Below are 25119 nucleotides of genomic sequence, written 5' to 3'. Positions count from 1 at the left end.
CAACTCTGGCTAAACTCCGGCGCGGGGCTTCTCCCTGCGCACGAAGTCGGTGTCCTGGATCGGCTCTGACTCGCACTCAAGCACGAGGGTGGTAACTGGCGAATCCGGTGCCTCCATCGGCAGCTCGACAAGATGTACGCGGTAGGGATCCTGCGTGAACTTCACACTTTGGCCGCCCTTGAGAAAGTGCGCGGATTTCACCTTGGTCTTCAGCCCCGAGATCGCAACATCTCTACCGGGCCAAAAGTGAACGTGCATAAACAGCGTATTTCCCGTGCGGGTAAAGCTGGCATAGGACGACCGGTGCGGCTGGCAGATATCGGATTGATAGATCGTCGCGCCATTCGTATCCATCCATTTGCCCACTTCATTCAAAACCTGAACTGACTCCTCCGGCACCGATCCATCCGGCTTCGGCCCGATATTGAGCAGATAGTTTCCGCCGCCGCTTGCGCATTTAATGAGGTTGCGAACGATCGTCTTCGACGACTTCCAGTCGTCGTCGGCGCGCTGATATCCCCAACTGTCGTTCAGCGTCATGCAGCTCTCCCACGCGCGACCGTTGGTCTCGGCGACGATCTTCTGTTCGGGAGTGGAGAAATCTCCTGTCAATTTGTTTCGGTTGTTCACGATGATGTCGGGCTGCAGCTCGAAGACCATCTTGTTCATGCGCTCCGACTCCCATCCCTGCGCATCCAGAGGCCAAGCAACGTCGTACCACAGCACATCGATCTTGCCGTAGTTGGTCAACAGCTCACGAATGAGGCCATGCGTATAGGCGACGAAGCGCTTACGGGCTGCCTCGTCGGTGGCGCACCGCGCACCATCAGGATGGTGCCAGTCCATCAACGAATAGTAGAAGCCAACATGCATGCCTTCGGCCCGGGCTGCCTCCACATACTCACGCACCAGATCGCGCTTCGGCCCCTGCTTCGTCGCACAGTAGTCCGTGAGCTTGGTGTCGAAGTTACAGAAGCCCTCGTGATGCTTGGTCGTCATTACCATGTACTTCATACCGGCAGCCTTGGCCAGCTTCGCCCATTCGCGGGCAAAACCAGGCTTGGGGTTGAACCGGGGAGCCAGCGCCTGATACTCGCCAATCGGAATAGCCTCGTTCTCCATCGCCCACTCGTGCCGCTCGTGAACGCTGTACAAGCCAAAGTGAATGAACATGCCAAACTTTGCCGCGTGCCACCACTGCATGCGTCGGATCTGGTCTGGCGTCGACGCCTGTGGAGCGGCATCCCCTTCTCCTGCCATGGGTTTCGCAGCAGCCTGCGCCGTCCCACTTACCGCCATTGCGGCAAGCGATGCCCCTGTGCCCAGCAACATATTCCGTCGGCTTATCTTGCAAGATTCCATCCGCACTCCCTGTTTTCTTCCGAGATAAACTCTCGAACCTGAAATTGTTCGCACTTGCTGCAATAAGGGTTTTATCGAGACGCGGAAACGATTGTCAAGAATAAAATGATTCTTTTATATGAAGAAGTAACTTGAGATAACGGATAGATATGGGCTTAACATTTTCATGTTCGGTCTCTGAATAAATAAAAAATGATTTTTGCATACAAAATATTGACAATGACGGATATGGTTTAAACGGAACGCGCAAATCATGCTCTCCATGCGCGACTTACTCACAACTTCTGCACGATGAACGGACCTAAAATGAATTTGAAAATCAATACTCTTCCCCGCATTCGTTGCCTTGCTCTCGCGCTCCCAACCATGGCACTGCTCTGTGCCTCATCAATTCAGGCACAGATCTACGTCTCTCCAAAAGGCAGCGACGCGGGCTTGGGAACGGTAGAACATCCAGTACAAACGCTCGTTCGCGCCCGCGATCTGGCACGCACGACGAAGCAATCGAAGATATTGTTGGCAGGCGGAACTTATCGCCTGACAAAGACGCTTGAGCTCTCAGAACAGGATTCTGGAGTGAGCTTTGCCGCAATCGGGGGGTCGCATCCCATCATCAGCGGGGCAGTGCAGATCACAGGGTGGAAGAAGGTCGATGCCAAGCGTAATCTGTGGCAAGCCCCTGCCCCTGCTGCTCTCACCGATAGCCGCCAGCTCTACGTCAACGGCGTTCGCACCCAACGTGCCAAAGGACCTGTGCCAGTTACGCTCGAGATGACGCCGACGGGATACATCGCCAGCGACGCAACCATGAGCCAGTGGAAGAACATCTCTGACATCGAATTTGTTTACACCGGGGGAAACTCTATCTGGAACCTTCCCTCCGAGGGCCTCGGGTCGTGGACGCAGCCTCGCTGTCCCATCGCATCCATCAAGGGAACAGTGATTACGATGGCGCAGCCCTGCTGGGACAACTCGACCAAGCGTGTCATGTTGCCTAGTGGAGTGCGCACGGCGAACCTTGTCGGGCCAATGAGCGTGGGCAAACAACCCTCGTATGTAGAAAATGCCTTCGAACTTTTGCAGACACCGGGCCAGTGGTACTTCGACCGCTCATCGTCGCTGATTTATTACATTCCTCGTCCGGGCGAAGACCTTGCGCGTGCCGATGTTGAAGTTCCGGTTCTTCAATTTCTGGTTGCGCTGAAGGGCACGGCATCACAGCCCATTCACGACGTAACCTTCTCAGGGATTCAGTTCTCTTATGCCACGTGGCTGGGACCCAATACTGGAACGGGCTTCTCGGAGATTCAGGCAAACTATCAGGTCACAGGGAAAGACGGATACTCCAAACAGGCGCTGTGCCATCTTGTTCCCGGCGGCGAGTGTCCTTATGCAAACTGGACGAAGGCGCCCGGCAACATCAGCGTTGCCTACGACCGCCACATCCAATTCCTGAACGATGTCTTTGCGCATCTCGGTGCGGCTGGACTGGACTTCGCCAGCGGCTCCCAGGATAACGTTGTTGAGGGCTCGATCTTTACGGATATCTCCGGCAACGGGCTTCAATTAGGCGGCGTCGAAGCTCCGCTTGCTCCCATCGCGGACTTCACCAGTCATAACCGGATCGACAACAATCTCTTTCGCAACGTAGGAGCGGAATATCGCGGAGGCATCGGCATCGTTGTCGGCTATGCGAGAGATACGGTCATCGCACATAACGAGATGGAGCAACTGCCTTATGCTGCCATCTCCATTGGTTGGGGCGGCTGGCCCGACAAGATAAAACTGCCGGGACAGGCCAATAATTCGGCCAATAACCTTATTGCAGACAACTCCATTCACGACTTCATGCTTGTCCTCTCAGACGGCGGCGGCATCTACACCCAGGGGCGCACGGGCAAGGATCTTACCGATGGCGAAAAGATTACCGGCAACGTGATTCGCGACCAGTACAGCTCCGGACATGGTATCTACGCCGACAATGGTTCAGCGATGATGACCATTCGCAACAACGTCGTCTTTCATACGGAGCATGACAACATTAATTCGCGCCACCGCGATTACTACGATGGGCAGCAAGGTGAAAACTTCAATCCGCTCGACATCAGCAATAACTGGTGGCAGCAAGGCGATGTCGATTCAGATAAGGAACAGGTACGCGTTCAAGGCAACCGCATTATCTACGCCCTCGCCGAGGCGCCTGCTGCTCTGCTGCACAATGCCGGATTGCAACCAAAGTTTCGCGGTCTTGAACAAAGGCAGTTTGCTGTGCCATCTGCTCCCGAGTCGCCAAGTCGCGTTGCCTCTTTCGGCGTCGATAGAGCCGCTTATGTTACCTGGAGTCCGTCGGTCTTCGAGGGCGGCTCGCCGGTGACCTCCTATACGGTCACCGCGTCCAATGGCAACAAGACAACCATCTCCGCAGCACAGTTTATGAAGATGACCTATATGAAGTTCAATGGCCTTACCAACGGGCAGTCCTACACCTTCACGGTCAGGGCGACCAACGCGCAAGGCACGAGCACTCCATCGCTTCCGTCGTATGCTGTAACAGCGACAGATCAGAAGATTGAGCTGCCCGGCCCTCCAGCCAAAGTCGAAGCCTTCATCGACCACGGTAATGCAAGCATCCACTTCCAGACTCCGGATTCCACCTTACCTAAGTCGCAGGAGCCGCCAATCATTGCCTACGTGGTCACCATTCACCCATCGGGCCGCAAGGTTTACTTCACGGGCAGAAACGTAATCGCACTTCAGGAATCGAAACACGTTACCTTCAGCGTGATCAACGGCCTCAAGCCAGGTGAGAACTACAGCTTTAGCGTCTCGGCCATCAACCCCGCGGGCGAAGGAAAGCCGGCAACCACGCAAGCGATCCCTGTATCCAAATAAATTACAGACAGTAAAAGCGGCGCGGAGAAATCTCCGCGCCGCTTTTGCTTGCTTGTTCGTTTAGTTAGAAGACCAGCTTCGCAGCAAACTGAAGCAAACGTTCCGTGCTTGCAGTGCCAGTGATCGTACCGAAGGCACCCTTCGCAGCGTTGATTGCAGTGCTAGGCGTGCCGAGAACAGTGTGGTTCAGCACATTGAATGCCTCTGCACGAAACTCGGCATGGAAGGAATCCCTGATGGGAAACTGCCGAAAGACCGAGAGATCGACGTTGTAGTATTTCTGGTCCTGTAGGTTATTTCGGCCGCTGTTTCCCTCACCGATCGTGGGGTCTTCGCTGACGACTCCTGTTTTGCTGACTGTAGCGTACGGCAGGCCATAGGCAGAGGTATTGAACCATGCTGCCGCAGTTGGATGCGCCAGATGCGGATCTCCCTGAACCAGCCCTCTTACATAGGTGTTGCCGTTGCCGGTGTTGGCAATGTCACCGGTAGCTCCGACTGTGAAATTCTGACCCGACCGGGCCAGAAAGATCGTGTTGAGCTGCCAGTTACCAAGAACATAATCGGCGATCCCGTTCCCGGTTGACCATTGTTTGTTCTTCCCTACAGGGAGAGCATAGTTGATGCTCGCCGAAAGCAATTGAGGAATATTGTAGGCAGCTACGCTTCTACTTCCGCGAATATTGTATGGATTTTGAAGTTCATTTCCTTCTACGCCGAAGTATCCCGACTGACCTTCGTCGATCGCCTTGCTCCACGTATAGGAGACGGTATAGGCCAGGCCATTGGTAAGGTTTTTGGCCAACGACGCCTGCAACCCATTGTAGGCACCTTTGCCGATCGATCGATCCCAGGATTTAACCGCAGGCATATAGCTGTAGAGCTGACCGTTCTGCTGTGGTCCTCTCGGGCCTTCCTGGTTGGCACGGCGCGAATCGTACATGGGATAGGGAGAAGGCATACCAGTGTTGTAGTAGCCACCAATATCGAGCCGGTGCGACTGCGAACCAACATAGTTCAACGAAAAGACCATGCTATTGCCGAACTGCTGCTGAATGCCGAAGTTGTACTGCTCGGAGTAGGGATTTTTCGTCAACGGATTTACGTAGTAGTTATTCGTACCCAGCACTAGCTTTCCAGTAGTTGGCGAGATGTAGTTGAACGGTGTAGGCGGCGGCAACGTCGCTGCTGTTGTGCCGAAGGGATTATGCGGATCGGTATAGGGCTGTCCTGAGGCATTGATCTGGCCTGTATCGAGTGTCGCCACATCGGGCCACGATCCCTGATAGTTCTGTGTCAATTGGATCGCAGCGGCCCAGTTGTCATAGAAGATTCCGAAAGAGCCACGAACGGCCATCTTGTCGTTCACGCGATACGCCAAGCCAAACCGTGGGCCCCAGTTATTGGTTGTGTCATGCATGATCTTCTTGTTCGAGCTGACAACGACATTCGCGGGCAACGGACCGGGCAGGCACGGTGCATGCAACCGTACGCTGCATAGCGGCGGTGCAACCTGCAGAATGTAGGTTCCGTTATTGAAGTCATAATCGCCCGTCTCAATGCTGCCCTGCTGCCCGACCGTGTCTTCTTTTCCATAAGCAGGGATGAAGGTACGGTCATAGCGCAGGCCGAAATTAAGCGTGAGACGCGAGGTGAACTTCCAACTGTCCTGACCATAGAAGCTCATGATCCCGCCGGGACGTTCGGTGATGTTGACGTTGCGCTTATTCGCATCGTTGGGATAGCCGAGCAGAAACGATGCCGACGCATCTCCTGCTGATGCCACCTTGGACACCGGATCGACGCCCGAAGTCTGCGCAGCGCCGAAGGTCTCGGTGCCGTTGCGAATCATTTCGCTGTAGTTGATCTGGTCCCAGCTACCGCCAAACTGAAGCTGATGCCTGCCTAGTGTCTTTGAGAGCGTCGCCTTGTATTGGTGAATGCTCGAAAGATTTGCTGCCGGGCTCGCATTTTCTCCACCGGAGAAGTATCCCGAGACATTCAGGTTTGCCATTTGTGTCTTTCCACCAACAAAGCCCGAGATCGACGGATCAAGGCCATAGATGGCAGTCACGTTCGGAATATCGAAGGTCGAGGCTGTATTTTGCTCGACGTGCGCTCGGCCATACTGCACCTGCAGGCTGGTCGTCGGGCTAAACATGTGTACCCAGCTCGCACCATATTGCTGTGAAGGAATCTGGGTCAAGCTCACAAGATGAAGTAGAGAGGACGGAGCGGTTGTGTCGATCTCCTGACCGGAATAACGAAAGAAGATGAAGTCTTTCGAGCCGATATTCTGATCGATGCGGCCGCTGTAGTTCCATTGCGTCGTTACGCTGGCTCCTACATTTTCGGCGTTGTGGGTGGTATCACCGGGAATGACGATCGGTGCAGGAAGCACTGCTTTCGCATAGGCAACAGCTGCCGGATCGACTTCCGATTTTCCGTTTGCGTCTACGAGTTGGTTATTAGGAAATGGCTGACCTGTGTGCGGATCGTAGAGCACTCCCTTGCCGTTCGGCTGTGCCAGCAGCGCGCTGTAGTCTCCATTCAGCTCCTCCGGCGTCGGCACGTTGAAATAAGAGTTCTGCGCCTTCGTATAGTGAAAGCCTTCGGCGGCAACGAAAAAGAAGGTTTTATCGTGGCCGTTATATAGCTTGGGAATCCACACCGGCCCACCCAGCGTTCCGCCAAATTGGTTTTGGTGATAGGGCGTCACAGACTTTTGGAAGTGGTTTCTCGCGTCGAAGGCATTGTTGCGAACATACTCCCAGGCCGATCCGTGGAACGCATTTGTCCCAGCCTTGGTCGCCACATTGATAACGCCGCCGCTTACCTGGCCAAACTGAGCGTCGTTGTGCGAGTTCACCTTAAACTCTTGAATCGAATCGATGATTGGAGCCACAGCATAGGTGTTGTACCATGCCTGCTGGTCGTTCATGCCGTCGACCATAAAGTAGTTTTCGCGATTCCCCTGACCATTGATTGAAGGAAAGGTGTAGGTAGAACCGGGAGTGACCGCGGTATTGCTGGCGCTGCTGTTTTGCCCAACGCTGATGGGCGTAACTCCTGGCGTCAAAGTCAGCAACTGAGTGAAGTTGCGGCCGTTCAGAGGCAGACTGTGTACCTGCTGCTGCGCGATCACCGAGCCAAGTTCCGCGGTAGAGCTTTCAACCGTGGCGCCCTCGGCCTCGACCGTCACCGAGGTATCCACACTGCCGACTGTGAGCACGCCTTCGAGAGTCAGGGTCTGGTTCACGCTCAGCTCAAACGCCGTAATCTTCTCTGACTGAAAGCCCTTCTCCGAGAACTCCATCGTGTAGCGCCCAGGCGGCACGTTCAGAAATGTGTAGTTGCCGGCGCCATTTGATACGGTCTGCCTCAGCGTATTGGTATCGACATTTTGCAGCTTAACCTGTGCGCCGGCGATATTGGCCCCCGTCGCGTCCTTCACCAAGCCAGTCACCGAGGCAGACGATTGCTGACCATACCCCACACTACTGAACATCAACACACAGAACACAATGACGCTGCTGAATACAGCCGCCTTGATGGCGATCTTACTACGCACTACGAACAAAATCTGCATCAAAAGATCTCCCTGTCGAGCCTTATAAGAATTGAAGGATGACCCGCGAATCCTATAAAGGATGCAAAGCAACTGTCAAGAAATTTTTCACTAATCGTTTTATTTTTTATTTAATGAAATCAATTCAACAATTTCAAGACGCACCAAGCTGTATATCTCCTAATGAATAAGGACGAGAATACATGCCAAAATTCAAGGAAATAACGAGTCTTACGATTGAGACACCGATAACCGCGCACGCTGGATCGGCTAATTGTTGCAACCAAGCCGTAATTGGGAAGAGCAGCCTCGAAAACCCGCGAGAGTACCGCGGTTACCTACCCTAACGCAATACTTTATCGAGGTAGATCTCCACCGCGTGAGCCCACAACGCCCCGTGCATCTTCAAACCCGCGTCGTTGAAGTGGACACCCTTCCCGTTGTTCTGCCGGTATTGCATCGTGAGGGTGTCGGTATCGGGTCCTTCTAATGCGATGCCGCTCTCCCACATGCTCCGCTGCGCAGCCCGAATCGGTGGACACTCGCGATCGGACGGCGAATGATAAGTAGCCTCCGCTACGAACCACGGCATATCCCAACCAGCCTGTTTTCGCGCGGCCAAGATCAAGCCTCGAAGCATCTTTTCATACACTGCGGCCGAGATATCGTGCCCCTCTGGCTGATGGGAGTCCGACTCCCCCTGATGCCACAACACTGCTCGAAATCCGTGCGCTCCAAGCTGATTCATCCGAGTCAGCATTCCATTAAAGAGGGTTCCATCGCTGACGAGCGTTCCGTCCTTACGCCGAATCACGTAGCTTTCCTTTGTCGGCATCACTTCAACCGGCTCGCCTGCAGGCAGCCACTGGCGCACACTGGTGGAACCATGGCCCACAGAAGCTACTCCAATCGGCACTCCATATTTGCGATATAGCTCATCGCCAAACGATGGAATGAAACTTCCTTTTGTGCTTCCATCCTGCACTCCAGGCTGAGGATCGTCAGCCAGTCTCCAACTCTCTCCACTGAAGGTCGAGACCATCTGCGTCTCAGTCTTTTGTCGCACTTCTCCGTAATTGGTTGAGTTCGACTGGCCTGCGATTACGAAGACCTCGCCCACGCCCACATGCGCGACTGAGACCTCAGCAGTCTCGTGTTTTCCCATCATCGCCTTGACATCGACCTCGTAGAAGCCACCCGCGACCTCTACCAGCTTTGCAGAAAAATCTCCTGTCTTTTTGTCGAAGGGGATATCTTTCCATCGTCCGGGGAGCGGGCCCAGCAATGATTTGCCTGCAATACGTACCTGCATGTGGTCGGTGGGCACAACCACATGCCCACTCACCACAATTGTTCCGCGTAGTCGACTCTGCCGTTGAAAGACCTGATAGTCCAAAGGTGACGACAGACGCACGACCGCGTCAGGCAGTGCAGGCGTACTGATCCCCTGGGCTGCAGCGGCGGCCTGGGCCACAAAGAACAGCATTGAACACCCCACCAGCTTCCAAGCTGCTTCAGGCCAGCTACCAAACGTTCCCATCACTCCCTCTCCATCACGATCAAGGCGCTTGCTCCAACTTATCGCGCCTTCGCTTCCTTGGCTCGTATCTTTGCTACACAGGGCGCATTGCGCATCTGCTCGTTCATGATCAGAAACGCTCCCAACCCATGCTCATCGTTCGTCTTGCGTGGGCGGTCCAAATAAAACTGGAGATCGCCAACGTTTGTCCCTATACAGATATTGGCGATTTCAACGCCACCGGCGGTGTTGCTTGAGATCTCACTCAACACACCACGATAACCTTTGCATGCTACCTTCTGATACTTTCTGGAGACATAGCCATGCTGCACTGCCTTTGAGATCGTGTACACATACATCGAAGACGCAGAGGTTTCCAGCCAATTGCCTGGCTGCTGCGGCTTATTTACGACGTTGTACCAAAGCCCGGTATGCGGGTCCTGATATCTGGCATAGGCCTGCACCAGTTGCCGCACCAGAGCAATCAGCTTCGGGCGATTGGGGTGATCCGCAGGCATCTTCTCGAGCACATCGACCAGCGCCATGCCATACCATCCGATTGATCGCGCCCAGAAGATAGAAGAGTGATGCGTCGCAGGGTCAGCCCACTTCTGCGTGCCCGACTCGTCGTATGCATGAAACAGCAGACCTGATGCCGGATCGTTCAAATGACTTGCGTAGAGCAGCAATTGCTTCGAAGCTTCGTCGTAGGCATACTTCTGCTGCCCAAAGTCATCTCCATAGTGCACCATGAATGGCAGCGCCATGTAAGTTCCATCCAGCCACAACTGATGCTGGCGCGTCGTTGCATGCCATAGGCCGCCATCGCTGGTTCGCGGATAGGTCGTCCTCAGCCGGTCCCATATCTCAGTTGCAGCCGCCTTGTACTTTGCCTCGCCCGTCTCGCGATAAAGCACCAGCATCAGATTGCCCGGAAGCATGTAGTCGAGTGCGTTGATCGGCTTGTCGATCTTTCCGTCGGCATCCACATGAGCATCGGCCCAGCTTTTGATGTACGCCAGGTAACGCGGATCATGGGTCCGCTCGTAGACCAGGTACTCTCCATAAAGATAGAGCGCCTGCGTATAGCCCCAATTGCCCAACGAGGTGGAGGCTGGATACTCGTTCATCGTTGTTTCGACGACAGCCCTGGAGAGATCGGCAGGTAGCTTTCTGCTCTTCAACGACGATTGCGTAGCATCCACCTGACCCCATGCAGAGGCAACAATACCTAGCACTGCTATCAGCAGCCAACCCCATCCGACACGCGCCAACACTTTTCTTCGATTCATTCGCTGCTCTCCCGAACTCACAACCTTATATCTGGAGAAGCATCGCAAATACAAATTTGCGCCGAACAACGAACAATATCAGCGGCAAAGAAAGTAGCCTACCTTACCAGCTCGCGATAGTCCTCGCGCACGGGCGTGAACACGTCCAGCACCTCGGAGGCCTCGAGCGCAGAGGCCTGGTGTTCGACGCCGCCATCAACGATGAAGCTGTCGCCTGTAAACACATCGAACTCTTCCCCTGCCACATTCACGTGCAGTGCACCTTTGACGACATAGACCAGTTGGTGGTGCGGATGACTATGTCTCTCTCCGACCCAGCCCTGTTCGAAATAGTGTCGAACCAGCATCAATGCATCGCTATGTGCCAGTACCTGCCGGATCATGCCCGGCTCGGGTGTAAAACTGCGCGCCTCGTTCGTTCTCATCAAACTCATTTATGACTTATCCTCAAGAAAATACAATGCAAAATTCACCTGTAAAGAGTATCCTTCTGCGCAGCTATGGTTGCCGCCCACCCAACCGATCTACGCAAGGCACTCAACGCGGACGAAATTACCCCTTACTTTCAGCCTATCGTAGAACTGCGTACCGGCGTCCTCACCGGCTTTGAGGCACTCGCGCGATGGCGGCATCCGATTCAAGGCCCGGTTTCCCCGGATATCTTTATTCCCCTTGCGGAAGAAAACGGCCTTATCGGCATACTGACTCGAAACCTGTTGCGCCGGGTCTTCACAGTCGCCACATCCATTCCCGAAGAACTTTCCATCTCGTTCAACATCTCTCCTCTTCAATTTGGCGACCGCTCCTTATCCCAGCAGATCAGCTCGGCGGCTAAACTCGCAGGCTTTTCCCTCAAGCGCTTGATCCTCGAGATTACGGAAAGCGCCCTGATCGGCAATATGGATCAGGCGCAGTCCATTGCTCAGGAACTGAAAGATCTCGGCGTATCGCTTGCGCTCGATGACTTTGGCACCGGTTATTCCAGTCTTCGCCATCTGCAGGCTTTGCCCTTCGACGAGCTGAAGATTGATGCCAGCTTCGTCCGCGAGATGTCGGATACGCGAGAGAGCAGAAAAATTGTCGCAGCCATCATCGGCCTCGGCCATAGCCTGAGCCTCACCACGGTTGCCGAGGGCGTCGAAACTACCGAACAGGCAGAGATGCTTCTGCGTCTGGGTTGCGATATCGGACAGGGATGGCTCTATGGGCCTCCAGTCCCTCCCAGCGATCTTGCGGCCTTCCTCTCGACACAGTCGTTGTCACCTTCGACCGGCATCTCCACAAAGACGAACGAGGGAGGCGCTCTGCTTAATCTCGAGGCCATGCCCACGCAGCGTCTCGCACAGTTGCAGGCCATCTACGAGGGAGCTCCCGTAGGCCTGTGCTTTCTCGATCGCAACTTGCGTTATGTCAATATCAACCGACAGCTCGCAGAGATGAATGGAGTTTCGATTGCACAGCACCTTGGCAGAACCGTAGCCGATGTAATTCCTGAGTTGTTTCCTGAGATCGAGCCATACCTGCGGCGCGTCCTTCAGGGTGAGACCTTCACTGATCTCGAAATTACTACTCCTCGCAAGGACGCCGAGGGTCACAACACTACCCTGCTGGTAGCCTATCTGCCAGTGCTCGACGAAGCCGATGAGGTTGTCGGTATCTCCGCCGCTATCATCGATATCACCAGCCGCAAGCGCATCGAGGAAGCACTTCGAGAGAGCGAAGAACACTTTCGCAGCTTTGTCGAACTCAATCCCCAGATTCCATGGACCAGCGATGCACAGGGCAGAATTCTCACCGCAGGGCCTCGTTGGGAGACGGCCACAGGATGGAAGCCGGAAGAGGCGCTCGATCAGGGATGGGTCAAGGCGCTCCACCCCGCCGATGTGATCCGCACCCTACGGCGATGGGCGGATTGCCTGCGAACCGGCGAGCCAATTGACGTTGAGTTTCGCATAGGGCGAGGTGACGGCGTCTGGCGCTGGATGCGTTCCCGCGCCGCGCCACGGAGAGATTCCGAGGGCAATATCGTTCGCTGGTATGGCACGGTCGAAGATATCGACGATCAGAAAAAAGCAGAGCGCTCGCTGCGTGAAAGTGAGGCACTGCTGCGAGCAGTATTTGATGCCGTTCCAGTGGGCCTCATTATCTCGGAGTCACCGAGCAACGGCATCATCATGTCCAATCCTCGCGCAGAGGCGATCTTTCAGCGAGGGATCCCACTTGGCTCAAAGATCGACAGCTATCGCAACACGAACCTGTTCCATCATGATGGGCGGCCCTTCGGGCCCGAAGAATATCTCTCGGAGCGCGCCGTCCGTAGCGGCGAGATCACAGAATCTGACGACATTCTCTATCGGCGTGATAATGGCTCCCATGTCTGGATCAAGGTCACAGCCGCTCCGGTCCATGGAAAAAACGGCGGCATCGCCGGAGTCGCGCTCTCTATTCAGGACATCGGCAAATCCACGCTGGAAAAACAGCGATTACTCGATCGGATCGCAGAGCTGGAACAGCAACTGAAGAATCGCTCCTGACCATCTGCAGAAAACGAGAGCCTTATATACGTATTGATTTTTAGTGCTTGACCAGCCACATCAGCCAGCTACCCAGAACTGTTCCCAATACAAACAGCACGAAGCAGAACGCGCCAAAGCGAATCATCATTCGCGGTTCCGTCCGTTGCGTAATACCGAAGACGATCGAGGCGAAGAGGGAGAACAGTAAAACAGCATCAAAGTGCGTAATCGTCACGAGGCCTTCCTTCCGGTCGCCAGCGAATGCGCATCCACCGCTGCAATCACATTCAACAACCCTGCCACTACGACGAACTTCGTCCCGTAGTCTGCCGAAACGGTTACTACGGCTGCAGCACCCAGATCGAAGATCTTTGCCACAACATAGAGCAGCCCGGTTCCCAGATCGCCTGCAAAGTTCAGGATATCCAGGAGATCGCCCGTATTTGGCGAGTAGATCTTACCCTGGAGCGCCAGGCCAATGCTGAACATCAGCACCAGGCTGACAAACAGCAGCAATCCCCGCACCCACTTGCCCAACATAAAGTGCCCGGCACCGGGAACCAGCCATCCGGCGATCAACACCAGAAGCGCCATCGAAGAAGACTTGCCAGCGGCGCGCGCTGGGACCTGTACAGTGTTCGCCATCTCAGTAGCCATCATAGCAGTTACACCCGTACCAGTTCGGTCTGTATCCGTCCCGTGACCTCGGCCCTGCCTGTCCGGGCCATCATATCCACCTCACTGCGTACCCCGAACTCACCGGGAAAGTAGATCCCCGGCTCAACCGAGAAGCAGGTATTTGGCAGGATCAGTCGCTCGTCATGCGTCTCGAGATTGTCCAGGTTCGCCCCGTTTCCATGCAGCACCGGGCCGATATTGTGCCCTGTCCTGTGGGTGAACCATTCTCCAAATCCGGCTTGTCGAATCACATTGCGCGCGGCATCGTCCGCCTCCCAACCAGCAATTGGCCTGCGTGCCGCAAACGCCTCTTGCACCTTCGCGATTGCGGCGTCACGAGCGTCGCGCACGGTCACAAAAATCTCCTGCTCTCGTTCGGTGGGCTCACGGTCCACCACTCCGGTCCACGTGATGTCGTAGAAACAAGCGTTGGCGCGCTCGAGCTTCGCCCATATGTCGATCAGCACAAAATCGCCCCGGCGGATCGGCTTTGAACTCGCAGGACTGGGATCATAGTGCGAATCGGCAGAATTCGCGCCTACACTTACGTTCGGCCCATGGTCCCACAGCAATCCCTCGCGCCCCATCGCCTCGCAGAAATACTCGACCATGGCAAACTCATCGGTTCCTCCTGAGCGCACCCGGCTGCCCATCTCTTTCCATCCGGCGTCCAGAATCGCATCGATCTTCTGCTGCGCTACGAAGTGTGTGGCAATCTGATCCTCAGTAAGGACTGCTTCAAACTGACTCACCAGATTGGCCGAGCTGACGATCTCTTTGCCCATGCCGCGCAGCAGTTCTACCGTGCCCGCGTCTACCAGCGAGATATACATAATGGCGTTTCGGGGGGAGTATTGCATCGCGATCCGGTTGCGGCCAGCCAACATCGCATCGAGTTGCTGCTCCAGTTCCTGCCACGAGGAGTAGGCCGCCTTCGACCCCGGGAGCGCATCCAGCTTCCCAGCCTCAATCCGATGCACCAGTTTCTTCGGCTCTCCCTCGGCCGGAATCAGGTAAAACCACCGCCGCGAGACCAATGACGTCTCACCCAATCCCAGAATCCTATATGCCAGAGGGTCCCGGTAGTGGTGGTCATAGAACAGCCATCCGTCCAATTTTTGGTCACGAAGTGCAGCCTGAATCGAAGCAAGGTTCATGCCCGCAATCTTAGCCGTCCGATGCACAAATATCCAAAGGCCGCGGCACAAGTCATGCGAATCACTCCTCGAAAAGCTGTCAAGTCCTGAATGGCCACTTTACCCAGGCATCTAAAACAAAATAAACAGCTTAGTCCGAAAACCAGAAGTGCGGATTAGTTCAGCTTGATTCAGTACACTATCCATAGAAGAGAAATAAACAAGGCTTCAGTTTTGAACTGGAGCCTAAGTCATTTAGAAACAAGACTTTGAAAATTAAGTCCTGAAGAATGAAGACTTTGCAACTAAAGTAGGGGGAGGGGGTACCCTCATCCCTATCAACAACTAGCTGTATTTGAGCCAGCGCAGAATCTCGGGGAGCGTCGGCTTTTTGCCGTACATCAGGATGCCAACGCGGTAAATCCGGCTTGCCACCCAGAGAATTGCATAGATCGTAACCAACATCAGCCCTATCGAGAGCGCGAGCTGCCATGACGGTACCGCCGTTATGGAGAGACGAAGATACATAATCAGCGGCGTCATGAATGGGATGAGCGAAAGAATCGTCGACAGAACAGAGTTCGGGTTCGAGACGATGATGCCCAGTGCAAAGAAGCAGCAAGCCAGCGGCATCACCAGAAACATATTGAGTTGCTGTAGCTCCTGCTCCGAGTTGGTCATCGCTCCCAAAGCGGCGGCAATGCTGGCATAGAGCATAAAGCCAAGCACAAAGAAGACGACAAAGAAGACGATCTGCATCGCGCTGAGCGAGATATGCACATGGCCGCCTGCCATCGACGACACCAACGATGTGCTGGTAAGCAGAATGGCGGCAATCAACCAGATAAATACCTGGGTCAACCCGACGGAACCCACTCCGAGCATCTTGCCGGCCATCATCTCTTCTGGCCGAATGGTGGCAAGCAGCACCTCGAAGACTCGCGAGGTCTTCTCTTCGATGATGGAACGCGCTACGTTCATGCCATACAGCATGATGACGAAGTACATCAGGAAAAACAGAACATAGATCGCAATAAAAGTTGACGTCGTGTCAGCGTTCTTCCCTGCTTGCGTCGTATCCACCTCAACCGGCTGCATCAGCGAGTTGACGTCCGCAGCCACCATGCCCTGGTGCGTAAGCCGCTCCCGCACCAGAACCGTTCGCAGCGCGGAGCTAATTGCGTTTTTGGTGGCGATGTCGCCTGCCGAGCGAGGCGTGTAGGTAAATTTGGGCCTGGCATTCGCCTCGGTTGCCGGCGTAATCCAGAGATAGCCGTCGAGACTCTTTTCTGCAAGCTCTCCGTCGAGAACGCTGTGAGTATCGCTGGCCGGAGGTGAGATGACATCGACCGTCATCCTGCTATCTTTGCCATCCTGCAACTCGGCCTGCAGATCCATAGCAAGCTGCTGATCGTGCGAGACCACAGCAATATGCGAGGTCGACTTTGCATGAGTGCTGGTAATCGCTTCGACGGCGATTCCCCCAATCATCAATAAAGGAAAAAGAACAGTGAAGAAGAGGAAGGCCTTGGTGCGGATGCGCTCAAGATACTCGCGCTTTGCGATCAGCCAGACGTTATGCATCGACCTTGCCTCCAACTTTTTCAATGAAAATCTCTTCAAGCGTCGGTTCCTTCACCTCGAAACGATTGATCCGAGTGCCGCGCTGAATGGCATCGGCGAGCAATGGCTGCGCGTCGGGAGCAATTCCGTCAGTCGTACGCAGCTTGATCTCGGCCCGTCCGCTGTAGGTCTTGGCTTCTTCGATAGAAGGGTGCTGAAGGAAACCAGTATCCCCTTCAAAGAGCATCTCGACCCGATTGCGTGGATACTTTGATTTGATATCGCGCATCGTGCCTGACAGGACGAGGTTGCCGTTGTGGATAAGCGAGATGGAATCGCAGAGCTTCTCAATCTGGTCCATGCGATGCGTCGAGAAGAGAATGGTCCGTCCTTGAGCGCGAAGATCAACCAGAGTGTCCTGCAAAATCGTAGCGTTGACAGGGTCGAGGCCGCTGAAGGGCTCATCCATAATGATGAGTTCAGGCTCGTGCAGCAACGTCGAGATAAACTGAATCTTCTGCTGCATTCCCTTGGAGAGTTCTTCGGTCTTTTTGTGGATGGAAGCCGATATGCCCAGTTTCTCGCACCATTCATGCGACCGGCGGCTGGCCGTCGAGGCGTCGAGGCCGTGAAGCTGGCCTAGAAAGATGAGCTGATCCATGACCTTCATCTTTTTGTAGAGGCCGCGTTCTTCGGGCAGGTAGCCGACGCGATGAAGATTCTTTCGTGTAAACGGCTGCCCGAAGAGGCTGATCGAGCCTGAATCGGGCACGGTAATGCCGATCATCATGCGGATGCTGGAGGTTTTTCCGGAGCCATTGGGACCAAGAAGACCGAACATGGTGCCGGGTTCGATGTTGAAGCTAATGTCGTTTACGGCGACTTTCGTGTCGTAGACCTTACGGACTTTCTGGAGCTCGACGATGGACATGGGTTCTCTTAATGTCAAGTTTAGCAGGGGTGATTGCGGCGGGCGGGCAGCTTCTTGGTAGCATCGCTTTGTGCTGGAACTCTCGACTCCAATTAAGTATGTGAAACGCGTAGGGGAACGCGTCGCCGATGCGCTGGCGAAACGAGGAGTGGAGACCGTCGAAGATCTGCTGTATCACCTGCCCTTTCGTTATGAGGACAGGCTCAATCCGCTGCCCATCGGCAGCCTGACGGCTGGAGCGATGGCCAGCGTAATTGGTGAAGTCCGCGGCACTGTGCTACTGCGGACACGCAACATGCCGCTATTTGAGATGACCGTCGGGCAGGGCCTGAGCACCGTAAAGTGCATGTGGTTTCACGGCGAATATCTGCGGGACAAGTTTCGCGTAGGACAGATGGTAGCGCTGTACGGCCGGGTCGAGGCGTCGCGGTCGACCGCCGGGCGATTCAAGATGATTCAGCCTCAGTTTGAGGTTCTGCCGACCAAGGATGGGCCGGAGGCAGAGTTCGTGCGGCTGGAGATGGGACGAATTGTCCCTGTCTACGAGTTTTTAGGCGGAACGACGGCGTGGGGCGCCAAGCTGACCTCGCGATGGCTGCGGCGGGTGTTGTGGGGAATCTTCGAGGAGTTGGAAGGGAATGCAGGCGCGGTTCCGGAGACATTACCGACAGCCTTGCTCGAGCGGCTGAAACTGCCGGGAAGAATGGAGGCGCTGCGGTCTATCCACTTTCCTGAGGCGGGAACACCGATGGTGGAACTGATGTCGGCGGCGACGCCAGGGCATCGGCGACTGATCTTTGAAGAGCTGTTTTATCTGGAGTTGGGGCTCGAGCTGAAGCGGCGCAGGATGCGCGAGCGCGAAGGCACAGCATTTGTAACCAATGTAAAAGTGCGCGAGGCGATCAAGCAGGTGTTGCCTTTTCATCCGACTACGGCACAGAAGCGTGTGCTGGGGGAGATTGCGAACGACATGCGCAAGGCTCAGCCGATGCGGCGTCTGTTGCAGGGCGATGTCGGCTCGGGCAAGACAATCGTGGCCATGCAAGCGGCCTTAGTGGCGATTGAAAACGGCTACCAGACGGCGCTGATGGCTCCGACAGAGATTCTGGCGACGCAACATTATCTGTCTGCTCGGAAGCTGCTGGGAGGTGTGCTCTCGCCACGAACCGGAAAATCTTATCGAATCACGCTGCTCACCGGCTCGCTCGATGAAGCGGCGAAGCGCGAGGCTCGCGGCAGAATTTTTCGCGGAGAGACCGACCTCGCAATCGGAACACATGCTCTGATCGAGGACAAAGTCGACTTTGAAAATCTCGGCCTCGTAATCGTCGATGAGCAGCATCGCTTTGGAGTGCAGCAGCGCTTTCGCCTGATGAAGAAGGACACCTCGCTCGATCCCGATGTGTTGGTGATGACGGCTACGCCTATTCCGCGGACGCTGGCGCTGACGTTGTATGGCGACCTCGACGCCAGCGTAATCGACGAGCTGCCCCCGGGACGGACTCCGATTGTGACACGGAGGACAACGGAGGAGCGAGCCGAGGATGTCTGGGGTTTTGTGCGGAAGCAGGTTGCGGCTGGACGACAAGCCTACATCGTCTACCCGGTGATCGAGGGAACGAAGGACGACCAGCCGGAGCTGGATTTTGCGCAGGACGAAGCCACACAAAGTGCTCAAACCGAGAAGCCGGCAAAGGCCGCGAAAAAAACACGAACACCTAAGACAGAAAAGTTGTTTGAGCCTAAGAAAGCTCTTCGCGCGGCCAGCGATATGTATGAAGAGCTGCGCAACGGAGCACTGGCCGGGCTACGTCTCGGGCTATTGCACGGAAGGCTGAACGCGGACGATAAAGAAGCGACAATGCAGCGGTTTCAGCGCGGCGATATCGATGTACTCATCGCCACAACCGTTATTGAAGTTGGCGTCGATGTTCCCAACGCTTCTGTCATGGTGATTGAACATGCAGAACGATTTGGCCTGGCGCAAATGCATCAGTTGCGCGGGCGCGTGGGACGCGGAGCGGCGAAGAGCTACTGCATCCTGATGACGGGTGGGAGAGTGAGCGAACAAGCCGAGGCCAGGCTGGATGCGATGGTGCGCACACAAAATGGGTTTGAACTAGCCGAGCTTGATCTGCAGCAACGCGGCCCGGGCGAGTTCTTCGGTACGCGGCAGGCTGGATTGCCGGAGTTTCGTGTAGCGAACCTGATGCGTGATCGTGTGTTGCTGGAGCTTGCCAAAGCCGAAGCTGCGCGATTCGCCGGGCAGCCTGATCCCGCGATTTCACGCGAAGAGACCGAGGCTGTGTGGGAGAGGCTGAAGCTGCAATGGCAGCGGCGATATGGGTTGGTCGAGGCCTGAACGCAAACTGCAAAGGCAACGGCAAATACAGAGGGTCTCTCCACTACGCAGCGCACGATGGCACTGTGCGCTGCTCCGGTCGAGATGACGTGGGGTAAGGGGCTCGCAATAACTAGGAAGCCACAGAGGTAAGCATTACGGCGTTTGCCGGTTGCAGGACGAACGCCTTCTTGGGGCCACGTTTGCGGGCTACTAGAACACGGATACGCTCGATCATCTCGGCGGCAGAGCACGCGCCCTTAGGCAGGAAGACGTCGGCTGAGCAGGCGCGATCGAAGGCGTTGACGGTGCCGGAGACGATCATTGCGGGCAAGCTTGGGTGAAGCTGCTTAGCGCGGCGTACAAGCTCATTGCCGTCCATCTGGGGCATCAGGAGATCGCAGAGAAGAAGATCGAGTGATCCGGGAGCCGACTGTTGAACAATGTCGAGCGCTTGTTGTGCGCCGGTTGCGGCGATGACGCGATAGCCGCGGGTTTCGAGCAAAAAAGTACGGACGGAAAGTACTTGTTCGTTGTCGTCAACACAGAGGATCGTCTTCTTAGGGCGCATGCGGTCTCACATTCTGCCGGACGCCACAGGTAGGTGGGCCGGCCGATGGGCCAGTCTGGAGTACCTGCTGGTTGGCAGGCGCTCCAGACTGGAGCGGTTGAACATTCCCCACGGTGCGGCGCATCGCCCGGAACTGACTCCGAAGCGTAAGAGGCCGGCTGCTCCGGAGGAGCGGCAGTGCGAGCGACAAAGCTCTCCTGTCCGCTCCACGAAGGAACAGTGCCACCAGTCTGGCAAACGATGCAGCCAAACCGCGGGGTGTGAGAGAGGCCGGTTGCGCAGGTTGCCACGCGACTCCTCGGACGCAGGAGATCGGTCTGTTGCGATTACAGTGAGGCCAGAGCCGGACGAACCGGATTGACCTCACTGCGTTGCAGGCAGCGATGGTGCGTGCGGGGGGAGGCGCGACTGCGGACAGTCGAAGCCTTCTCTCAACTCAAATTGTCAGAAAACCAGGCGAAAGCAATTTCGTTTCGCTAAGAAGGCATCCCACGTTGCATGCGATGACTTCGTTAACGCTTGCCAAGAGTAGGAAGGTTTGGCGCGTAACGCAACAGCGAAGTTTGAGCGAAGATAGGAGAGATTTGCGCTTGCGCATCCACCGCTCACTGCAAACCTGCATGAACACTGGGGATTTATGTTACAGTCCTGTTGAAATCTGGTGCATCACGGCAGGAAAAGGCGTCCCATTGCAACGGAAATGGTGCGTCCTCCGACGAACACTTCTGACACAACTTCTCCGTCGATTGTTGCACTCGTGTAAATGCGACTTGGGCGAAGCATCTCAACTCCCTGCTCGATGACCACCCTATGCCCGCTCGCAACGACACCGTGGCGCACAAGATATGCAATGGTACAGCCGGAGGCAGAACCGGTAGCAGGATCTTCTCCGTTGTAGAACTGCATGCGGGCGTGCCAGTCCGCGCCCGAACCTCCATCGGCGCGGGTGATGCAGTGAAAGAACTTCGCATCGCTGCGCTCGAGATAGGCACGCGCCTTTTGCATTGGAATCTCCAGTCGCTTTGCCACCTCCAGTGACTTCAAAGGCACAATGCAAAAAGCCATTCCGGTTGAGACCGTCTGAACAGGAAGATCCGGATCAAGATCTTCGACAGAGAGACCGAGCACTTCAGCAATTGTTACGCCATCGTGAATCTCTCCGAACGTTGGGTCGTTCTGCTTCATCGTGCCGAAGATACCCAACTCACCCTCCGCCGGAGAACTGAAGCGTACCGGAATAGGACCCACGCGAAGGTCGAGCGTGATCTGCTCTGAGCCGCGCAGAGTGGCATGGTTCTGGTAGAGCCAGCTTGCTGTGCCCAGAGTAGGATGCCCGGCAAACAGAAGCTCCTCGACGACCGTAAAGATGCGAACCTGGACACCGTGTACTCGCTCGACCTTCGGGTCACGCGGGAGAATGAAAGTGGTTTCAGAGAGATTCGTCTCGCGCGCAAGTGCCTGCATCTCGTCGTCGGAGAGACCGCGGGCATCGGTGAAGATGGCAAGCTGGTTCCCTTGAAGAGGACGCTCGGCGAAGACGTCTACAAGGGCATAGTTAAGCTCGCGGCTCGACGCTGTAACACGTGCAAATGATTGCATTGCGGGCAACTGGTTTGACATCGAAGCTCCCTGGTCGTATGTTTTTGGTAGACCGCAAATGGGCACAACAGTTCCATGCTAGCTTGGCTGGCAGCGGTACAAAAGATTTAGCGATGACGAGAATGCTCAACACGAACTCCACGCTTGACTGCTGTTGCTGTCGGCGAAGGTGGGCGTGCGCATAACCGAATCGTAGCGGACAGTTTACAGATTCGAGCAGCACGAAACCCACCCCAAAGAAACAAGCCGGGTGGGTTTTTTACTGGGTGCATAAGCATCAAGGCACATCCGGTAATTGTTCAGGGCCTGATATCTCTGTAGTCATTTGTTGGATAAAAATTCTCGAAAGAATATTTCAATAGAAAGAGGAAACAATGTCACTTCGCATTAACGATGAAGCTCCTAATTTCACTGCTGAGACTACGCAAGGCCCTATCAACTTTCACGAGTGGATCGGCGACAACTGGGTTATTTTGTTCTCCCATCCCAAGGACTTCACCCCTGTCTGCACCACCGAGCTGGGAACCATGGCCGGCCTCGAGGGCGAGTTTCAGAAACGTGGCGCCAAGATTATCGGTCTCAGCGTAGACCCCGTTGAAAATCATGCAAAGTGGGCCGTCGACATCGAAGAGACCCAGGGACACAAGGTGAACTACCCCATGATCGGCGACCCCGAGCTGAAGGTAGCCAAACTCTACAACATGTTGCCTGCCGATGCCGGCAACACCTCCGAGGGCCGCACCCCTGCCAACAACGCCGCGGTGCGTACCGTCTTCGTGATCGGTCCCGACAAGAAGATCAAGCTGATGCTGATCTATCCCATGAGCACTGGACGCAACTTCGACGAGATCATTCGCGTCCTCGATTCCATCCAGTTGACCTCGAAGCACAAGGTCTCCACGCCTGCCAACTGGAAGAATGGCGATACGGTCATCCTCGCCGGTACCGTATCCGACGAAGAAGGACAGAAGCTGTATCCCGATAGCTTCAAGAGAATCAACTCCTACATCCGCACGGTTGCCCAGCCTAAATAGCTGAATCACACGTTTGGTTTGTTGCGCTGTAAAAATCCGCCACGTAGCCCGGCTGCGTGGCGGTAAGCATTAAAGCGAAAGCGAGTATCGATGGCCGAATCACGCATCCCCCGCATCATGGAACCAGCACCGGACTTTGAAGCCAAGAGCACGCATGGGCTCATCCGGCTAAGCGATTACACATCGCGGGGCAAATGGGTGCTCCTCTTCTCACACCCGGCTGATTTCACGCCGGTGTGCTCGACGGAGTTCATTGAATTTGCGCGGAGCTACGATGACTTTGAGAAGATCAACGTACAGTTGATCGGCGTCTCGATCGATTCCGTGTTTTCGCACATCGCATGGGTGCGTGACCTGGAACAGATTGGCGGCGTCCAGGTGAAGTTTCCTGTAATAGCCGACCTCGATCAAAAAGTCTCGTCAGCCTATGGTCTGGTGCACGAGGCCGCAGCAGATACGGCAACGGTCCGAGCCGTGTTTGCCATCGACCCAAAGGGTACTGTTCGCGCGCTGATCTATTACCCGATGCAGCTCGGGCGAAATATCGACGAGCTATTCCGCATATTCCAGGCACTGCAGACTGCCGATGCGAACGGCGTCTCGTGTCCGGCAAACTGGCGTCCTGGCCAAGCGGTGATCGTCGCGGCTCCTGCAACGGTGGAGGATGCAGCTAAACGAACCAGTGGCGCCGGCAGCGGGTTGAATGTACAGAGCTGGTATCTCTCAAAGAAAGATCTACCCATCGCAAAGTAGTAAAAAATAGGTAAGATGAAGACAGGCATCTCGGTTCACTCTTTTTGGGCTTCTAACCCAAAAGAGAACAACCTGATCTCGTGTCGAGCCTGAAGTTCTGGCTGGCAGCGATGAGCACCGATGGCGAAGTGGCTAACGCGCTGGTCTGCAAAACCAGTATTCATGGGTTCAAATCCCATTCGGTGCTCCAACGATCCTTACTGGACCGATCTCTATACCTCACAGTTATCAGGATGATGTACTGCATTTGAAGAGCCGGAATGCTCTCGAGATGCGGAGACGTGTCTCGTGCGTGAAGATGTCGTAAATAGGGCCTGAAAAGATCGAAAGGCTGCTAATCTGGAACCGCAATCAGAGGAGATTGACGATGTTCAGGTTAGGTGCACGACAGCTTATCGCCAGCATTGCGCTATTAACGGGACTTGTACAGGCTGCGTCTGCCGCTGAAATTCTTATTGTCGATGCGAAATCTCAACCGGAGAGTTTGACTGTTGCACCGGGTGGGGTACTTTTCGTCGGCAGCGCCAGCACCCCGTTCGTCTATAAGGTTCACCCGGACTCAGCCACCGTCGAAAAGTTCGTTGATGCCAGCTCTGAAGGTGCCGGCACTTTCTTCTTCGGTATGCTCGCCGACGCCGCTACCAATACATTGTGGACCTGCCAACTGACTCCTTTGCCCGGGACAACAACGGTGAAGCGTCACACTGCCTTGAGGGGCTTTGATCTCTCCACTGGCGCCCAGAAGCTTCGCTGGAACCTACCTGGTGACAACAGTACCTGCAACGATTTCTCGGTTGGGCCGGACAAGGCTCTTTACATCACCGACACAGCCAACGGAAAAATCTACAGATTGCCAGCCGGTACTACGAGTGCCGAACTGTTTGTGGAAAGTCCCGCACTCGTCGGTGTTGATGGAATCACCTTTTTGAATGACACGCTATACGTGAACAATGTGATCTCGAACAACCTCTATCGTATTCCGGTAGACGCTGCCGGCAAGGCCGGGCGGCCTGTCGATATCTGGATGGATCAGCCCGTGAAAGGGCTGGATGGCATGCGAGCAGTCAACGGGAAGCTACTCCTTGCTGAAAATGGCAGTGGCAAGATCTCCGTGATTACTGTGAACGGCGATAAGGCCAGCGTCACCGTAATCAAGGAAGGACTCAAGACACCAACTGCAGTCGAACCCGCAGGCGATACGATTTGGATCGCCGAACGCGGCGCTGGCAAGGCGGTGTCGATTCCGATGCCGAAGTGGTAGAAGAAAATTTGGTGAACAAATTCTCCGATTCCACCGTGTCGTAGTGCCTGAGTCTGCCGACCACGTTAGAAAAGCGAATTGACGATCGCGCTCCAGAATGCTT

Annotated in this window: 18 protein-coding genes and 1 tRNA gene; 7 read left to right on the top strand and 12 right to left on the bottom strand. The window is 55.1% G+C overall.

Annotated elements, in window-relative coordinates; all coding sequences use genetic code 11:
- Positions 1-9 precede the first annotated feature (9 nt).
- Positions 10-1362, bottom strand: coding sequence for an alpha-L-fucosidase (locus IEW09_RS05420; protein ID WP_229739103.1), 1353 nt, complete (start codon positions 1360-1362; stop codon positions 10-12).
- Positions 1363-1668: 306 nt separating this feature from the next.
- Between IEW09_RS05420 and IEW09_RS05415 the strand changes: the two genes are divergently transcribed.
- A complete protein-coding gene (locus IEW09_RS05415) occupies positions 1669-4254 on the top strand; it encodes a fibronectin type III domain-containing protein (protein ID WP_188553068.1) in 2586 nt (861 codons plus the stop codon).
- Positions 4255-4318: 64 nt separating this feature from the next.
- Here IEW09_RS05415 and IEW09_RS05410 read toward each other — a convergent pair whose 3' ends face one another.
- From IEW09_RS05410 to IEW09_RS05395, 4 genes are all read right to left on the bottom strand, one after another.
- Positions 4319-7843: a TonB-dependent receptor gene (locus tag IEW09_RS05410; RefSeq protein WP_229739102.1), complete on the bottom strand. Its 3525-nt coding sequence runs from the start codon at positions 7841-7843 to the stop codon at positions 4319-4321.
- 322 nt (positions 7844-8165) lie between these two features.
- Entirely contained in the window at positions 8166-9362 is a 1197-nt protein-coding gene (locus IEW09_RS05405) for a sialate O-acetylesterase (protein ID WP_188553067.1), read from the bottom strand.
- Positions 9363-9400: 38 nt separating this feature from the next.
- On the bottom strand, positions 9401-10633 hold the full coding sequence (locus IEW09_RS05400) for a glycoside hydrolase family 88/105 protein (protein ID WP_188553066.1): 1233 nt from the start codon (positions 10631-10633) through the stop codon (positions 9401-9403).
- Between the two features lie 98 nt (positions 10634-10731).
- Entirely contained in the window at positions 10732-11067 is a 336-nt protein-coding gene (locus IEW09_RS05395; RefSeq protein ID WP_188553065.1) for a cupin domain-containing protein, read from the bottom strand.
- A 66-nt stretch (positions 11068-11133) separates the two neighbouring features.
- Between IEW09_RS05395 and IEW09_RS05390 the strand changes: the two genes are divergently transcribed.
- Positions 11134-13167, top strand: coding sequence for an EAL domain-containing protein (locus IEW09_RS05390; protein WP_188553064.1), 2034 nt, complete (start codon positions 11134-11136; stop codon positions 13165-13167).
- Positions 13168-13207: 40 nt separating this feature from the next.
- On the opposite strand, the gene IEW09_RS05385 is transcribed toward IEW09_RS05390, so the two are convergent.
- The 5 genes from IEW09_RS05385 to IEW09_RS05365 all read right to left on the bottom strand — a co-directional run bounded on the left by IEW09_RS05385 (position 13208) and on the right by IEW09_RS05365 (position 17457).
- Positions 13208-13384: a hypothetical protein gene (locus IEW09_RS05385; protein WP_188553063.1), complete on the bottom strand. Its 177-nt coding sequence runs from the start codon at positions 13382-13384 to the stop codon at positions 13208-13210.
- The gene (locus IEW09_RS05380; protein ID WP_188553062.1) at positions 13381-13794 is read right to left on the bottom strand and encodes a DUF6677 family protein; all 414 of its coding nucleotides are present in this window, start codon (positions 13792-13794) and stop codon (positions 13381-13383) included. Before IEW09_RS05380 ends, IEW09_RS05385 begins: the two co-directional genes overlap by 4 nt.
- A gap of 20 nt (positions 13795-13814) precedes the next feature.
- Positions 13815-14984, bottom strand: coding sequence for a M24 family metallopeptidase (locus tag IEW09_RS05375; RefSeq protein WP_188553061.1), 1170 nt, complete (start codon positions 14982-14984; stop codon positions 13815-13817).
- A 324-nt stretch (positions 14985-15308) separates the two neighbouring features.
- Entirely contained in the window at positions 15309-16547 is a 1239-nt protein-coding gene (locus IEW09_RS05370; protein WP_188553060.1) for an ABC transporter permease, read from the bottom strand.
- A complete protein-coding gene (locus tag IEW09_RS05365; protein WP_188553059.1) occupies positions 16540-17457 on the bottom strand; it encodes an ABC transporter ATP-binding protein in 918 nt (305 codons plus the stop codon). Before IEW09_RS05365 ends, IEW09_RS05370 begins: the two co-directional genes overlap by 8 nt.
- A gap of 91 nt (positions 17458-17548) precedes the next feature.
- Between IEW09_RS05365 and recG the strand changes: the two genes are divergently transcribed.
- Positions 17549-19819, top strand: coding sequence for an ATP-dependent DNA helicase RecG (recG, locus tag IEW09_RS05360; RefSeq protein WP_229739124.1), 2271 nt, complete (start codon positions 17549-17551; stop codon positions 19817-19819).
- Positions 19820-19931: 112 nt separating this feature from the next.
- Here recG and IEW09_RS05355 read toward each other — a convergent pair whose 3' ends face one another.
- Both IEW09_RS05355 and IEW09_RS05350 read right to left on the bottom strand, forming a co-directional pair.
- Positions 19932-20369 (bottom strand): response regulator, encoded by a 438-nt coding sequence (locus IEW09_RS05355; RefSeq protein ID WP_188553057.1) that lies wholly within the window; start codon positions 20367-20369, stop codon positions 19932-19934.
- A gap of 666 nt (positions 20370-21035) precedes the next feature.
- Entirely contained in the window at positions 21036-21989 is a 954-nt protein-coding gene (locus tag IEW09_RS05350) for a PhzF family phenazine biosynthesis protein (protein WP_229739101.1), read from the bottom strand.
- A gap of 353 nt (positions 21990-22342) precedes the next feature.
- Here IEW09_RS05350 and IEW09_RS05345 point away from each other — a divergent pair, with 353 nt between their 5' ends.
- From IEW09_RS05345 to IEW09_RS05330, 4 genes are all read left to right on the top strand, one after another.
- Positions 22343-23002, top strand: coding sequence for a peroxiredoxin (locus tag IEW09_RS05345; RefSeq protein WP_188553056.1), 660 nt, complete (start codon positions 22343-22345; stop codon positions 23000-23002).
- Between the two features lie 90 nt (positions 23003-23092).
- Positions 23093-23755, top strand: coding sequence for a peroxiredoxin (locus IEW09_RS05340; RefSeq protein ID WP_188553055.1), 663 nt, complete (start codon positions 23093-23095; stop codon positions 23753-23755).
- Between the two features lie 114 nt (positions 23756-23869).
- Positions 23870-23945 (top strand) — tRNA-Cys (locus IEW09_RS05335).
- 177 nt (positions 23946-24122) lie between these two features.
- Positions 24123-25016 carry an SMP-30/gluconolactonase/LRE family protein gene (locus IEW09_RS05330; RefSeq protein ID WP_188553054.1) on the top strand — a complete coding sequence of 298 codons (894 nt, stop codon included), beginning with the start codon at positions 24123-24125 and terminating at the stop codon, positions 25014-25016.
- Positions 25017-25119: the final 103 nt, after the last annotated feature.

The organism is Edaphobacter dinghuensis (assembly GCF_014640335.1).
GTDB lineage: Bacteria > Acidobacteriota > Terriglobia > Terriglobales > Acidobacteriaceae > Edaphobacter > Edaphobacter dinghuensis.
Note: the sequence above shows the minus strand (reverse complement) of the source record. Positions and strands in the feature narration are given on the sequence as shown.